Genomic DNA, 14,621 nt, shown 5'->3' on the forward strand with positions numbered 1-14,621 from the left:
CGCGGAGCGCGGCCGCTCAATTCAGGCCGTATTCCCGATAATCGTTCTCGATCGAGGGATTGATGCTCTTGGCCTTGGCCATGTCCTCGTCGGCCTTGTCGGCCTGTCCGAGCTTGAGGCGCGAAAGCCCGCGCCCATAGAGCGACGACGCATGGCGGGCGTTGTATTTCAGCGCCTCGTTATAGTCCTCGATCGCCCCGTTCAGATCGCCCTGCTTGAAGCGGACGAGCCCGCGGCTGTCGAGCGCGTCGGTGAAGTTCGGCCGGCGGCGCAGCGCCTCGTTGCAATCCTGCAGAGCGCGGGAGAGCTCATTGGCGATGGCGCGGATCCAGCAGCGGTTGTTCCAGGAGTCGACATTGTCGGGATTGAGCCGCGTCGACCGCTCGAAATCGGCGAGGGCGGCGGGATACTCGCGGTGCAGCGCCAGCAATTGCCCGCGCCGGCTGATCGAGGTCTCGTCGCTCGGATTGCGCGCGATGCGCGCGTCGAGATCGGTCTTGAGCGCCAGCTCAGACGCGGAATAGGCCTTGACCTCGAGCGGCCGGCGGTCGGGGAAGGTCGGCGTCGCCGGTCCCGGCTTCGGCCGGTCGGGCGCCGTGACCTGCTCCTGCTTCTTCGGCTCCGGCGGTTTGACGGGCTCGGGGATTTTCAGGGGCTCCGGAACCTTGACCGGCTCCGGCGTCTTCAGCGGAGCCTTGGACGGCGGTTTCGGCGATTCGGGGCCGGCGGTCCGGCGATTGCCGTCGAGCCAGAAGGGCCCCTCGAGTCCATTGTCGAGCAGCGGCGCTGGCTGGCCTTTCGACTGGCGCGCGATTTCGTCGCGCGCGGCGGCGAGCGCCTGCGCCACATTGCGCTCGGCGTCGCCGATCTGGCGGACGATCTCGGTCACGAACAGGCTGTTCTTCGCCGACGGCGGGTCGTTGGTGATGGCTCCGACGGCCGAATAAAATCCGAGCGTTCCCGTGCTCGACGGTGGAACGGCGAGACCCGGCGGCACGCTGCGGAAGCGCGTGTCGAACGGGTTGCGCCGTGAGGCGTCGACGAAGACGATGCGCGCCTTGACGTCGCGCGCCGCGATCTTCGCCAGCACGCCGTCGAGCGACACGGCCTGGCTGGCGACGTCGTCCTCGCTCCAGATGTGCGCGTCGACCGGAACGAGGTAATTCCTGCCGCCGGCCTGCACCGCATAGCCGGCGAAGAACAGCACGGCCGTCGAGCCGGAATCGAGACGCTGCAGGAAACGCTCGATCGCGCTTTCCATGTCCTTCTTGCCGAGATTCTTCGCGACCTCGGTCTGGAAGCCGAGCCGTTGCAGCGTCTCGGACAGCTTGTCGGCGTCATTGGCCGGCGTGGTCAGCTCCGCTTCCCCGTCCGGATAGGCGGCGTTGCCGATCAGCAGCGCCTGGCGCGGCGAGCCGGACGGAGCCGCGCCGCCGGCGGAAAAGAAGGCGCACGCCGCCAAGAGCGTCGAAGTCACGGCGAGAAGCCGAACGAGCCTCATGTATCACCCGCGCTGAGATGCCAATGTTCGGACGAGCGGACGTCCGTGCGCTCGCCGCCCGATTAGCATATTTCCGCCGCGGCTCGATAGCGGTTCGTGACAGGGCTTCGAAGTCGGGTTAACGCAGCGACGCCGCAGGCGCGCCTCGAGAAGGCGTTGCCGGTCCACGCCGTTTCGCTTAGAGACGAACGGGCGATCCTCCCGCGGCCGGAGCGACCTGGTTCTTGCGATTCATATCCGACACCAAGCGGCGTTGCGCCGCCCGATCCGCGCGCGCGGCGGTCGCCGCGGCGCTCTGGACCAGCCTCGCGGCGCCGTCCGTCGCGTTCGCCGCCTGCCGCGGGCGCGACGTCTTCCCCATTCTGAAGACGGTTTCGCCGCTGGTCTTCGCCCGCATGGCGGCGGAGGTCGAGGCGACTCCCTTCGCCGAGGGGCGCTTGTTCCGCCTGACCGGCGCGGGCGGCAAGCGCTCCTATCTGTTCGGCTCGCTCCATCTCGCCGATCCGCGCGCGTCGAATTTCTCGCTCGTCGTGAGCGAGGCGCTCGCCGAATCCGACACGGTCGTGCTCGAGATGGTCGAGACCGCCGAGGATCTCGACCGTATCACGAAGGACGATCCCGCCCGCATGCGCGCGACGCTCGTCGCCGACAAGGACCGCCGCGCCGAGCGTCTGCTGTCCCGGGACGAAGTCGGCCGGCTCGAGGCCCTGGTTCGCCATCGGCGCATCGGCGGCTTGCCCCTGCTCGACTTCAAGGCCTCGGCCCTGGCGCTGCTGCTCGATCTCCCGCCCTGCGCCGCGGACGCCGCCGATCAGAAGAGCTACGCCGACGCTCTGCTGGCCGAAGCCGGGCGGCGCAAGGGCGCGGCGGTCGTCGGGCTCGAGACCTTCTTCGAGCAGATCGAAATCCTGGACGGATTGACCCGCGCCGAGGAGCGAGACCTGCTGGCGGCGGCGCTGAAGCAAGCCGATCAGGCGGAGGACGCCGTCGAGACGACGCTCGAGCGCTACAAGGAGAAGAATCTCGGCTGGCTGCTCGCCTGGATGCGATCGGCCGATCCGCTGCCCTTCGTCGCGGGCGCGCAGATTCCGCCGCCCTTTCTCGACCGGCTGATCACCAAGCGCAATTATCGGATGCGCGATCGCGCCTTGCCGATCGCCGCACGCGGGGGGGCTTTCATCGCGGTCGGCGCGGCGCATCTGCCGGGCGCCGAAGGGCTCCTTTCCCTGTTCCGGCAGTCCGGCTACGAGATCGAGCGGATCGAGTAGCGGCGGGGCGGACCCGTCAGCGGGCGTCGCCGCGCGAAACGCGGTCGCGTCCCGCCTCGGCGGCCGGGGCGTCCTCGACGCGGATCGGCGCGACCAGATCGCCGTCGCGCAGGAACGGCCCGGAGCGGACGACGACGAGATCGTCGGCGGTGACGCCGGAGCGGATCTCCACATCGGTCCCCGACAGCAGGCCGATCTCGACCCGGCGCGCGACGACGCGATTGTCGACGACGACATGCACGATCGTGCCGTCCGGCTGATACATGATCGAGGAATAGGGCACGCCGGTTCCGCATCGCTCGGCGACGAGGATGACGCCGCGGGCGAAGACGCCGGTCTGCAGCGAGCGGCCGGAGTCGATGGCGATCTTGACGCGGCCCAGCTGGCTCGCGGGATCGACCGAAGGCGCGATGAACTGCACTTTCGCCGGCGCCGGCGGGGCGCCGAGCGGGGTGACGACGACCTTCTGCCCGACAGAGAGCTTCTTGAGATCGTCGATGGGCGCCTCGGCGCGCAGATCCATCTCGCCATTGGCGACGATGCGGAACAACCCCCCCTGACGCGGCGAGGCGGGCATGCCCGCCACGGCGGCGTTGCGGCTGACGACGCCGGCGACCGGGCTGCGCAGAGCGATGGTCCCGGCGCCGCCCGGCGAGCCCTCGAACGGCGCGAGCTGGGCGAGGACCTGGCCGGCCGACACGATATCGAGCGGCTCGACCAGAACCTGCGAGACCACATAGCCCTCGCGGCTCGCCCCGACCTCGACCTCGCGCCGCGCGCTGATCGCGCCCGTCACTTCCACCTGATCCTTGAAGCACATTTCGCGCGCGCGTTTCACCGAGACGGAGAGGGCGCCGGCCGGCGCCTCCGGCTTGTCGGCGGCCTGCGCCGCCGCGGCCGCGAGCATCGCGAGGAGGGAGAGCGGGAGGCGCCGGCGGGCGATCCGAGAGACGCGAGCGGACGCGCCGCTGTTTCCGCCGCGCGTCGCGGCCCGATCCTCCTGCGTCATGACGCCTGTCATCTCCCCGTCCGTTTGCGGCCGCCGCTCGAAAAGAGTGAATCGATCATGCCGCCGATGTCGCCGTCGCCCTTGCCCAGCGCGCCGCCCAAGGAGCCGAGCGCATCGATCGAGGAGCCGAGCGCGCCGGCGAGATCGGCGTCGACCGACGGGTCCCGCCATGGGCCGTGGACGCGGATCGGCGTCTCTATGCGCTTGCCGGCGAGCGACAGGCGCGCCTTGAAGGTGAAATCGATCGCGCCCTTGACGAGATCGGCGCGGCCGGCGCCGGCGGCGTCGACGAGCTTCGACTCGAACTTCAGATCGTTCGAGGCCGCCGTCCCGTTCTTGAACGTGAAGGAGCCGCCGAATTTGCGGAAGCGCGTGAGCGAGCCGTCGTCCACGGCGCCGAGCAGCTCGGAGGCGAAGGGAATGCCGATCGTCTGGCCGACGCCGCCTCCGCTCACCCGGCCGTCGGAGAGGGAGATTTCGGCGCGGCCTTCCGCCGCCTGCAGCGCTTCGGCGAAAGAACCGCCGGTCGTCTGCAGGTCGACGCGCGACGTGGCGACGCCGTCGAGGAGGCGTCCTGCGCCGGCGTCCGCCATGAGGGAGCCGATCCGGGCGCCGCCGATCGACAGGCTGATCTGATGCACGAGCCCGGTCTCGCCGCGCGCCCCGAGCGTGTAGCGTCCGCGCAGACCGCCGTCATAGAAGCGTTTCGCGTCGATCGCGACGTCGACCAGCCGGTCGGCGGCCGTGGTGCGCGTCGTGACGTCGCCGAAGCGGAAATGGCCGATGCGCAGATCGTCGATCGCGATCGTCGCCTGGAGCCGCAGCTGGTCGAGCGCGCGCGGATCGATCTGTTCCAGATCCTGCACCGTGACGACATGAGCGCCGCTTCGCGCCTCGGGCGACACGCGCAGCGAGGAGCCGGCGGAATCGTCCGTCAGAACCATCCGGCTCACGCGAATATCGGCGGCAAGGCTCGGCTGCGACGAGAGATCGAGAGAGGCGTCGGCCGTGAAGGGCGCGTCGCCGACCGTTCCGTCGACGCGCGCGAGCCGCAGGCGCGACGAATCGAGGGAGACCGTCCCCGTCGCCTCGACGCGTTGACCCGTCCCCGCCGCGCGCGGCGCGACGACGAGCTTCGCCGCCCCGTCGCCCAGAGGCCAGGAGAAGCCGATCGAAGCCGTGTGGGACTTCGTCTCCAGAGCCAGATCGACCGCGGCCGTTTGCGCGGCGGGCGCGAGCCGGCCCGACAATTCGAGCCCATCCGCGCGGGCCGAGAGGGTCGTGGCGTCGTCGATCGCCACGCCCCGCGCCGCCGCCTTCAGCGCCGCGAGCCGCGGGAGCGGCCGCGACGTCGCCGCCGCGACGATGTTCAACGGATCGGACGTTCTCTGCGGCCGAGGAAGATCGAAGGCGACGCCGCCGAGCGTCGCGCGCCACTCGCCCGACTCGCCGAGGAGCGCCGAGAGATCGCCGGAGAGTTTGGCCTCGCGTACGGCGAGGAGCGGCCGGCGCGCCGCGTCGCCGCTCGCCTCGCGCGCCGTCACGTCGCGCAACGCCAGTTCCGGGCCTAGATCGATGTCGAGCGCGCCGATCGACCAGACGAGGCCGGTTTCCGCGCCGAGGCGTTGCTCAAGGCTGCGCAGCAGCCGGTCGGAAACGCTCGGCCAGAGCGCGACGCCGAGCGCGGCGACGGCGGCGAGAGCGATCGGCCCGGCGAGAACACGCGACAGTTTCACGGCGTCGCGACCTTTCCAATTGCGGCCGGCCGCTCAGCGCGCCGGCCGGACCGCGCGCCGCTGCGCCCGTTCAACTCGGACCCCGCGAAAAGCGTTCCCATGCGTCACTCGACGCGCGCTTTGTCCCGGCACCAGGAACGCCACACTTCGTCGGTGGAGGCGGGCTCCTTGTCGAAGAGGCACCAATCGGCGTCCGATCGGATCGAGCGCGTGGCGACTTTCTTGTCGTCGCCCGCGATGACGGTGCGGCAGGCGCTGCTCAGATGCGCCTTTTCGCGCTTGAGGCAGGCGACGATCCCATCGACGTTCGGAATCTCGGACATGCACAGGCGGAACACGTCGGGCGTGCAGGCGGCGCGCTCGGCGGTGGTGCCGCGCTCGGCCGCCGCGGCCGGGCCCGCGAGCAGCAGCGAGCCGAGGACAATGACTGCGATCTTCATTCTCATCCCCTCACTCTCGGCCGAGACGCCACGAAGAGCATACCGCGCTCGGTGTAGCGGACCGAGGAGCAAATCGGCTTTCGCCCTGAAACCGTCGAGCGCCGACGGCGCTGGCTGTCGGCAAGCTATCACAGCGGACGCTCGGCCGGCAAGGAAGCGGACGAAAGCTATCCGAGCCTCGGTTCTATGCCGCGCTACACTCGCCGCGGCGTGTCGTGAGGGGCGGTAATCGTGACGAAAGCTCGTTTGCCCGGACGTTTGCTTCCGATCGCGTCTTCGCGCCGAGCTATGGGACGGTTCCGGATTACGCCGCCTTGATCGGGCGCAGCGTAGAGCCGCTGCGCCGCGACCGCTCAGTCGATCCCGGCCCCGGTCCAATCCTCGAAAACCACCGCCGAACCGTCTGCCCGCTCCGCCGCCAGAGCGCAGGCGTAGCCCGGCGTCGGCGGCAGGGCGTGCATCATCCAATCGGACACGCGAAGCGACTCGTCGCACGAGCAGAGCAGCGCCGGGGCGCGCGCCGGATCGACCTCCACGTCGAAGGCGTCGAGCGGAAAGCTCAAGCCGAGGCCCAGCGCCTTCACCACGGCCTCCTTGCGCGTCCAGGCCGCATAGAAGGATGCGAGCCGATCCGCGGCGGCGGCGATCCCGCTCTGCTCGCGCGCCGAAAAAGTCGTGCGGACGAGATCGTCCACATCGGCGATCGGGCGGATGGCCTCGATATCGACGCCGAGCTCGCGCTCGATCCCGAGAGCGACGAGCACGACCTCTCCGGAATGGCTCGCATTGAAGCGTAGGGGCGAGCCGAGCGCATATGGAAGGCGCGGCTTGCCGAAGGGCCCGTTCTCGAAGGCGACGCGCCGCGGCGCGACGCCGAGGAGCCGCCCGAGGATCATGCGCAGCATGGCGCGGCCGAGCGCGAACAGGTCGGCGTCGCCCTGTCGCAGGAAGCGCGCGCGCTTTGCGCTCTCTTCGTCCGACAGCGTGGACAGGAGCCGCGGCAGGCGCCGTCCCGGCTCGCCGGTCAGATCGGCGCGCCAGACATGGATTTCGTTGCGCGTCAACATGCCCGCCTTCTCGTCCGCCCTCTCCGGCTCGAATACTGTCCGAACGAAAACGGAAAGCAAGCTCAGGACGCGCCCGCGAATTGCTCGAGCAGCGCGTCGCGCGCCTCCGCGATGCGACGGTAGAGCTCGTCGCTGCCGCCGGCGTCGGGATGGGCGGTCTTGGCCTCGCGCCGAAAGGCGGCCTTGATCTCGGCCGGCTCGAGCGCCCCTTCCAGCGGAAGGTTCAGCGCCTTGCGGTGCTCTCGATCGTCGTCGTCGTCGAAGTCGAAACGCATCTGGAACGCCCGGCGCTGCGCGCGTCCTTCGAGTCGCAGCTCGACCTGATCCTCTTGCCATCTCCGGCGGGACATGACGAGGCAGGCGCCGAAGGCGATGCGACCCTGCGCCTCCAGCTCGTCGAGGCTGAACGGGCCGACCACGCCGTAAGGGTCCGCGAGATAGGCCAGCCGGCCGCCCTCGCTCTCCTCGATGCGGCCGATCGCCACCTTGTCGAGGACCCCGAGCGAGCCGTTCCAGACGACCCATTCTTCTTTGTCCGACATTCCCGCCCGCTCTCGTCCACGCGCCGGCGCCGGGCGCCCCGCAATTGTGCGAAAGCGTCCGCTATGACCGGCCCGAAAGGCCGGTCATGCATGTTCGGAGCCAGCGCGCGGGGCAGGGTCCGTCAGGCCGGCGCGAGCGTCTTGGCGAGAAACACGCGCCTGTGGCCCGGCGGAAAGCCCGAGATTTCTCCGCAGCGGGAAAATCCGTATGTCTCATAGAAGGCGACGGCGCGCGGATCGAAGCTGTCGAGATAGACGCCGACGCATCCGCGCGCCCGCGCCGCCTCTTCGGCCCGCCGCAGCAGGCTGGTCCCGAGGCCGAGGCCCCGGCGTTGCGGCGCGACCCAGAGATGCCGGATATAGAGCCAGCGCCAATGCGTCACGCCATTGAGGCCGCCGAGCAGCGCGCCATTCTCGTCATGGGCGAGGATGGAGACGGGCGCCTCGTCGCGCGGAGAAAAGCGCGCCGCGATCTCCGCGCCGAGCGCCGAAGCGACGGCCGGGCTCTCGCGCTCGAGGTCGTGGAGGACGACGCGAACGGGCGCCGTTTCGGGAGATTTGTCGTTCATGGTCCGATCCCGGCAAACCGGCGCCCCGCCGATTTTATTCTGTGTCCTCGCGGCGCTCGCCGCAATGCCGACCGTCTCGGACGCCGGCGCGGCCTCCCGCCGGGTCGAAGACTATCGGCCCGTCTTCCTCGCCTGCCGCGACGCGGCGGGCGCTTCGCGCCTCGCCATCCGGCGGATGCGGGTCGGCGGCGCCGGCGCTCTCTTGACCGTCGATCCCGAGACGCTCGCGACCAGCGTCGCTCCGGCCGCCGACTGGCGCTGTGTGGAAACGGACGATTCCGCGCAGGCGCATACGCGCTTCTCGCGCGCGCTGCGTCCCCTCGGGCAGGACGGCGGTTTCGCCGATGGACGCAGCGTCTCGACCAACGCCGGGCTCGCCCATGGCGCAGGCGGCGGCTCCTTCCTGACCGGCGACCTCTGCCCGAGCCGCAGAGCGCTCGATCGCGGCTTTTTCGAGCGTCTCGCCGCCGCAGCGCCGGGGGCGCCGGTCGCGCTCTCCGTCTCGGGACGCTGGCTGCTCGGCCATAGCGCGGATTTCGAATGGCTCATGGAGAAGGCGAGGAGCGGCGCGCTGGCCATTTCGTGGGTCGATCACTCTTTCGACCATCCTTACGTTCGCGGCCTGGCGGAGACGCGCAATTATCTGCTGCGGCCGGGGAGCGACCTCGACGCCGAGATTTTCGCGACAGAGCGCCTCTTGATCGAGAAAGGGGCGACGCCCTCGGTCTTCTTCCGCTTTCCCGGCCTGGTCGCCGATACGCGGCTCGCCGAGGCGCTGCGCCGGCGCCATCTGATCGCGCTCGGCGCCGACGCCTGGCTCGTGCTGTCGCCGGCGCCACGCGCCGGCTCCATCGTCCTCGTCCATCCGAACGGCAATGAGCCCGCGGGTCTCCGGCTGTTCGAGCGCCTGCTCGCGAGCGGGCGGCTGCAGCGGCCGTTCCGGCCGATCGAGCAGGCGCCGGAATAGCCCCGCTCAGCCGGCGCGAAACGTCTCCCAGCCGGCCGCGCGCAGCCGGCAGGCGGGACATTCGCCGCAGCCGCGCCCCCAGTCGAAGCGCCGGCCGCGCTCGCCGAGATAGCAGGTGTGGCTCTCCTCGACGATGAGCGAGACGAGCGCCTCGCCGCCCAATTGCTCGGCGAGGCGCCAGGTCGCCGCCTTGTCGATCCACATCAGCGGCGTATGGATCGCGAGCGGACGGTCCATGCCGAGCGAGAGCGCGGTCTCGACGGCGCGGATCGTGTCGTTGCGGCAATCGGGATAGCCGGAATAATCGGTCTCGCACATGCCGCCGACGAGATCGCCGATCCCGCGCCGATAGGCGAGCGCGGCCGCGAATGTGAGGAACAGGATGTTGCGGCCGGGAACGAATGTGTTCGGCAGGCCCGAGGCGTCGAAGGCGATCGCGGCGTCGCGCGTGAGCGCGGTCTCCGAGATGGCGCCGAGCGCCTCGATCGAGATCGTGTGATCGTCGCCGAGCCGCTCCGCCCAGAGCGGCGAGAGCCGCGCCAGTCCCGCGCGCAAAATCTCGCGCTGCTCGAGCTCGACGCGATGGCGCTGGCCGTAATCGAAGCCGATGGTCTCGACTCGGGCGAAGCGCGCCAGCGCCCAGGCGAGGCAGACAGCCGAATCCTGTCCGCCGGAGAAGAGGACGAGAGCCGAGGCGTGGGGAGTGTGCGTTTGGTCGGTCGATGTCATGGCGGCCTGTTTCTCGGGAACGGTTCTTTCGCCCTTCGTCCTTCGCGCAATCGAAGCGGTTCATGCAATATGGTTCCGCTCGACGGGGGCGCCGGCCTCGGCCTGTCGATCTGCCGCAGCCTCGTCGAGGCGATGGGCGGAACCATCGTCGCCCAGAGCCCGGCGAAGGGGCGCGCGCATGCTGATGCGCTTTCCCATCGCCGAGCAGCCGCGCGTCGTGAGCGCGCCGCCTACCAGCGATAGCCGAGCTTGGCGGTGACGGTGCGTCCGGCGGTGTAATTGCACGCGACGTTCAGGAAGCAGACCGCGTGGACCGCATCCGACACATTATTGGCGTTATTGGCGTTGACGGCGAGTCCGATGATTACTTTCCTGGACTTGTGGGCGTCAACGCAGGGGCTAGGAGTTTGTAACAGTTCCAAGAAAAATTTCGTATCACGGGAGTTGCCACAGTCTGATTATTTAGATTTATTCTTATTCTCGACTTGGAGCCGTCGGCCCCCGTTGCGCCCTCGACTCCTCGCGTGGGCGTGCTATGCGACGGTCCGGGCTCGGGGGCGCGTCGCCACGCCGCCGAGCCGGAGCCTCGACCGCGCCATGTTCCTCACGCGAGACGACGTCAAATCCATCGTCGACGGCCTCATCGGACGCTCGCAGGCCGATTCCTGCACGGTCTTCATCGAGGGTTCCGAGACGCAGAGCCTGCGCTTCGCCGGCGGCAGCGCGACGACCAATGTCGCGAGCGCACAGGCGCGCCTCCGCGTCGCCTCGCACATCGGCGCCCGTTCGGGCTCCGTCTCCGTCGGCGGGCTCGACGCGCGGGAGCTGGAGCACGCTCTGGCGCGGTCGGAGCAGATCGCACGGCTGATGCCCGAAGATCCCGAATTCATGGCGCCGCCCGGCCCGCAGAACTATCTCTCCGGCGCGCGCCATGACGAGGCGACGGCGGCGCTCGGCCTCGGCGATCTCGCGCAAGCGGCGGCGCGCATCATCGAGGAAGGACGTGCGCACGGCGTCGCGATGTCCGGCTTCGCCGGCTCCGGCCGCCGCTTCGAGGCGATAGCGACGAGCAACGGCCTCTTCGCCTATGACCGGACGAGCTTCGTCGATTTCTCGACGACGGCGCGCCGGCGGGACGATCTCTGGTCCGGCTGGGCCGGCGGGCGCGCTTTCGCGGCGACGGCGCTCGACGCCGCCGCGATCGGCCGCCGCGCCGCCGAGAAGGCGGCGCAGGAGGCCGAGCCGGTCGATCTGGAGCCCGGACGCTACACGGTCGTCCTCGAGCCGGTCGCCGTCGGCGAGCTCGCCCGCTGGCTCGTGTGGATGATGGATGCGCGCGCGGCCGACGAAGGCCGCAGCTTCTTCTCTGCGCGCAGCGGCGCCTCGCGCATCGGCGAGAAGCTGTTCGACGAGAAGATCACGCTTCGATCGAGCCCGCAGGACGAGATCGCGCCCGAGTCGTGCTTCGGCGCCGAAGGCCTCGCGCAGACGCCGCGCCGATGGATCGAGAAGGGCGTGCTGCGCGAACTCACGCGCTCACGTTTCTGGGCGCAGAAGACCGGCCTCGAGCCCGTTCCCACCGCGCGCGGCTTCACGCTCGAGGGCGGCGCGACGAGCATCGACGAAATGATCCGGGCGACGCGACGCGGCGTGCTGGTGACGCGCTTCTGGTACACGAACATGCTCGATCCGAGCAGCCTGCTGCTGACCGGCCTGACGCGCGACGGCAATTTTCTCATCGAGAACGGGCGCATCGTCGCGCCGGCGCGCAACATGCGCTTCAACGAGAGCCTCGCGCATATTTTTTCGCGCGTCGCCGCGATCGGACCGAGCGCGCGCGTCTGGGTGGACATGGGCGGCGATGCGGCGATCGGCGCGCCGCCGATGATGGTGGAGGAGTTCGAATTTTCGTCGAAGTCGAGCGGGATTTAGAGGCGCCGCCCTTCCTTCTCCCGCTCTGCGGGAGAAGGTGGCCCTCGCGTCAGCGAGGGTCGGATGAGGGCCGCCGCGGTTCTCCGCGGCTCGGCGAGTCATTTTCGAAATCATTGGAGCGGGACCGACCCTCATCCGACCCCGCTTCGCGGGGCCGCCTTCTCCGGCCCGCGGGAGAAGGGAGCGCCCTTTATTGCCGCGTCTCGTCGTAAGACTTCTCCTCGACGATGGCCGAGCCGCAGAAATCGTTGATGCGGCGCTTCAGCAGCGCGCGATGGTCGTTGCGCTGGTAGACGCTGCGGGCGAGCGCGACGAACTCGGCGCCGAAGTCCTGCCGCTTCTCGCAATTGCGGATGTGGTCCTCTATGTCCCACAGCGCGAGATTGGTTTCTTTCAATTCGCGCGTCAGAGCGTCGAGCGCGCCGCCGCGAAAGCCCCGTTCGTCGCGCTGGCGGCACAGCAGCGCGAGCTCGCGCGCGACATTGGCGCGCTTGGCCGGATCGACGATTTTTTCAGATTTGATTTCGAGAATCGTGATCCGGTCGATCAGATCGCCGACCGAGCAAGGCGTCATCACCGGCTCGGCGTGCGGCGCGCGCGCAACGCGGTCCAGCTCATGCGCCACGCGTGCGAAAACCTCGTCCCAATCGCCGCGCTGCTTTTGCCGGAACAGGCGCGCGCTGTCGTACCAGGGCGTGTTCTCGCGCTCCAGCATCCAGCGCCATTCGGGCGAATGCTTGATCGCGATCCACACCGGCTTGCCCAGCGCGCCCGCGAGATGGGCGATCGACGTGTCGATGGTGACGACGAGATCGAGATTTTCGATCACCGCGGCCGTATCGACGAAAGCGTCGGCGCCGGAATCGAAATCCGCGCCGAGCGACTCGACCCGCATGCCGTCCGGCGCGTTCCGCAATTGCTCGGCGCCGAAATTCTTCTGAAGGCTGACGAGCCGCACGCCCTCGACGCGCGCGAGCGGCGCGAAAGCCGCGAGCGGCGCCGCGCGCGTATGATCGGAGCGCGAATGCGAGCTGCCGTGCCAGGCGATCCCGACCTTGAAGCCGTCGCCGCGCATGCGCTCGCGCCAATGCGCGACGCGCTCCGGCTCGGCGCGGAGATATGGACGTCCGCAAATCGTCTCCGCGCGCGTCGCGAAGGCGCGCGGCAGGCTGCAGATCGTGACGCAATAATCATAATCCGCCTCCGGCGGCGGCGCCGTGACGATCGCGACATCCGGCCCGAGGCCGCGCATCACGCGCGCGAGCGAAGGGCGGCAATGGTACGTCGCGCGCGCGCCGGCCTGCGCGAGCAGCGGCGCATAGCGGCTGAACTGCAGCGCGTCGCCGAGGCCGGCTTCGTCCAGCACGAGGATGGATTTGCCGGCGAGCGGCTCGCCGCGCCATTCCGGCCAGCGATAGGAGATCTCGGCCTTCGGCCGGTCGCCCTGCACCCATCTGTGCTCGAACAGCTCCAAGCCTTCTTCGAATTGCCCGAGCAGCAGCAGCAGAGAGCCCTTGTTCGCCTTGGCCTCCGCGTTGCGCGGATCGATCGCTGCGGCGCGGTCGAAATCGGCGAGCGCCTCGTCATAGCGGCCGAGCTCCTTGAGCACGATCGCACGTCCGCAGAGCACGTCCGCATCCGCGCCCGCGAGACGCAGCGCCGCGTCGAAAGAGGCGAGCGCTTCGTCGAGCTCGGCGCGGCGCAGCTCCGTCATGCCGCGGCATCGCCAAGCGAGCGCGAAGCCGGCGTCGACGGCGATGGCCTCGATCGCGGCCGCATGCGCCTCGTCGAAGCGTCCGAGCTCGAACAAGGCCATGCCGCGGTTGGTGGCGAGCCGCACGTCGCGCGGCGCGCGCGCGAGCGCCGCGTCGAAGACGGCGAGCGCTTCGTCGAAGCGTTTCAATTCGTGCAGCGCATTGCCCTTCGTCAGCAGGGCGGGCGCATGATCCGGAGCGATGGACAGGATATGGTCGCACAGCGCGCCGGCTTCGCTGAAGCGGCGCAGCGCCATGAGGGCGGCTGCGGCGCCGTCGGCGGCGTCGAAATAAGTCGCGTCCAATGCGAAAGCCTGCGCGAAGGAAGCGAGCGCCTCCTCATGGCGCTCGAGGCGCGCGAGAGATACGGCCCGGTTTCGCAGCAATGCTTTGTCGGCAGGCTCGCGCGCGAGAGCGCGATCGTAGTCTTCGACCGCCTCCGCGTCGCGCCCGAGCGCGTGCAGGGCGAGGGCGCGGTCGCCGAGAGCGGCGGCATGGCCCGGCGCGAGGGCGAGAACCTGCGTCAAAGCGTTGCAGGCGTCGAAATGTCGCTGCAGCGACAGCAGCGCCTCGCCGTAATTGAACCAGGCCTCGGCGTTGCCGGGATCGAGACGCAGCGAGGCCTCGTAATCGGGGAGGGCCTCTCTCGCGCGTCCGCATTTTTGCAGGGCGACGGCGCGGCCCCACAGCGCTTGCGCGTGATCGGGAGCGAGCGCGACGGCGCGGCCGAAATGCGCGATCGCCTTTTCCTCTTCGCCCTTTGCGACGCGAATGAGGCCGGCGAGATAGCTCGCGAAAGGATGTGCGTCGACGACGTCGCGGCGTTCGTCGATTTTCCGTGTCGCGGCAGACAGCGAGCCTTCGCGCACATCCGCCATCAACGTCGTGAGAAAGAGTTCGGAGTCGGCGGGCAAGCGCGAGAGCTCGGGGCGTGGCTTGCGCTGTTTCGGCCTCATCGACCTGCCTCTTCGCATCTGCAACGAACAGCCCGAGTAGAGGCCGGAGCTTGTCTCGGACTGACTTCGCGAGAGGGAGTGCGCCAACGCCGCACTTATCGCACCCGATATGAAAAAAGCGTTCACCAGGGATCGTTAACGTCTAAGCCAC

Annotated in this window: 14 protein-coding genes; 4 read left to right on the forward strand and 10 right to left on the reverse strand. The window is 69.3% G+C overall.

What is annotated here, in order from left to right; genetic code table 11:
- Window positions 1–16: 16 nt before the first annotated feature.
- Entirely contained in the window at window positions 17–1,501 is a 1,485-nt protein-coding gene (locus tag AC6IW9_RS06575) for a caspase family protein (RefSeq protein ID WP_497770488.1), read from the reverse strand.
- A 224-nt stretch (window positions 1,502–1,725) separates the two neighbouring features.
- Here AC6IW9_RS06575 and AC6IW9_RS06580 point away from each other — a divergent pair, with 224 nt between their 5' ends.
- On the forward strand, window positions 1,726–2,769 hold the full coding sequence (locus AC6IW9_RS06580) for a TraB/GumN family protein (RefSeq protein WP_497770490.1): 1,044 nt from the start codon (window positions 1,726–1,728) through the stop codon (window positions 2,767–2,769).
- A gap of 16 nt (window positions 2,770–2,785) precedes the next feature.
- Here the strand turns inward: AC6IW9_RS06580 and AC6IW9_RS06585 are convergent, their stop codons facing one another.
- The 6 genes from AC6IW9_RS06585 to AC6IW9_RS06610 all read right to left on the reverse strand — a co-directional run bounded on the left by AC6IW9_RS06585 (window position 2,786) and on the right by AC6IW9_RS06610 (window position 8,132).
- Window positions 2,786–3,790, reverse strand: a complete 1,005-nt coding sequence (locus AC6IW9_RS06585; RefSeq protein WP_497770493.1) for an efflux RND transporter periplasmic adaptor subunit — start codon at window positions 3,788–3,790, stop codon at window positions 2,786–2,788.
- A complete protein-coding gene (locus AC6IW9_RS06590) occupies window positions 3,787–5,514 on the reverse strand; it encodes an AsmA family protein (protein ID WP_497770495.1) in 1,728 nt (575 codons plus the stop codon). The genes AC6IW9_RS06585 and AC6IW9_RS06590 overlap by 4 nt, the downstream gene beginning before the upstream one ends.
- A gap of 104 nt (window positions 5,515–5,618) precedes the next feature.
- Complete coding sequence (locus tag AC6IW9_RS06595) at window positions 5,619–5,954, reverse strand: hypothetical protein (RefSeq protein WP_497770497.1); 336 nt, start codon at window positions 5,952–5,954, stop codon at window positions 5,619–5,621.
- Window positions 5,955–6,307: 353 nt separating this feature from the next.
- The gene (locus AC6IW9_RS06600; RefSeq protein WP_497770499.1) at window positions 6,308–7,021 is read right to left on the reverse strand and encodes a 4'-phosphopantetheinyl transferase family protein; all 714 of its coding nucleotides are present in this window, start codon (window positions 7,019–7,021) and stop codon (window positions 6,308–6,310) included.
- Between the two features lie 62 nt (window positions 7,022–7,083).
- The gene (locus AC6IW9_RS06605; RefSeq protein ID WP_497770502.1) at window positions 7,084–7,563 is read right to left on the reverse strand and encodes a J domain-containing protein; all 480 of its coding nucleotides are present in this window, start codon (window positions 7,561–7,563) and stop codon (window positions 7,084–7,086) included.
- A 122-nt stretch (window positions 7,564–7,685) separates the two neighbouring features.
- A complete protein-coding gene (locus AC6IW9_RS06610) occupies window positions 7,686–8,132 on the reverse strand; it encodes a GNAT family N-acetyltransferase (protein ID WP_497770505.1) in 447 nt (148 codons plus the stop codon).
- Between the two features lie 64 nt (window positions 8,133–8,196).
- Here AC6IW9_RS06610 and AC6IW9_RS06615 point away from each other — a divergent pair, with 64 nt between their 5' ends.
- On the forward strand, window positions 8,197–9,099 hold the full coding sequence (locus AC6IW9_RS06615) for a polysaccharide deacetylase family protein (RefSeq protein ID WP_497770508.1): 903 nt from the start codon (window positions 8,197–8,199) through the stop codon (window positions 9,097–9,099).
- Window positions 9,100–9,105: 6 nt separating this feature from the next.
- On the opposite strand, the gene queC is transcribed toward AC6IW9_RS06615, so the two are convergent.
- The gene (gene queC, locus AC6IW9_RS06620; protein ID WP_497770511.1) at window positions 9,106–9,828 is read right to left on the reverse strand and encodes a 7-cyano-7-deazaguanine synthase QueC; all 723 of its coding nucleotides are present in this window, start codon (window positions 9,826–9,828) and stop codon (window positions 9,106–9,108) included.
- A gap of 69 nt (window positions 9,829–9,897) precedes the next feature.
- Here queC and AC6IW9_RS06625 point away from each other — a divergent pair, with 69 nt between their 5' ends.
- Window positions 9,898–10,071, forward strand: a complete 174-nt coding sequence (locus AC6IW9_RS06625; RefSeq protein ID WP_497770514.1) for a hypothetical protein — start codon at window positions 9,898–9,900, stop codon at window positions 10,069–10,071.
- Here the strand turns inward: AC6IW9_RS06625 and AC6IW9_RS06630 are convergent.
- A complete protein-coding gene (locus tag AC6IW9_RS06630; RefSeq protein ID WP_497770517.1) occupies window positions 10,059–10,250 on the reverse strand; it encodes a hypothetical protein in 192 nt (63 codons plus the stop codon). The genes AC6IW9_RS06625 and AC6IW9_RS06630 overlap by 13 nt on opposite strands.
- Before the next feature lie 175 nt (window positions 10,251–10,425).
- Here AC6IW9_RS06630 and AC6IW9_RS06635 point away from each other — a divergent pair, with 175 nt between their 5' ends.
- On the forward strand, window positions 10,426–11,760 hold the full coding sequence (locus AC6IW9_RS06635) for a TldD/PmbA family protein (RefSeq protein ID WP_497770519.1): 1,335 nt from the start codon (window positions 10,426–10,428) through the stop codon (window positions 11,758–11,760).
- Window positions 11,761–11,950: 190 nt separating this feature from the next.
- Here the strand turns inward: AC6IW9_RS06635 and AC6IW9_RS06640 are convergent, their stop codons facing one another.
- Window positions 11,951–14,596, reverse strand: a complete 2,646-nt coding sequence (locus AC6IW9_RS06640) for a DUF6165 family protein (protein ID WP_497770521.1) — start codon at window positions 14,594–14,596, stop codon at window positions 11,951–11,953.
- Between the last annotated feature and the right edge of the window lie 25 nt (window positions 14,597–14,621).

The sequence above is a fragment of the Methylosinus sp. shoA genome (assembly GCF_059718125.1).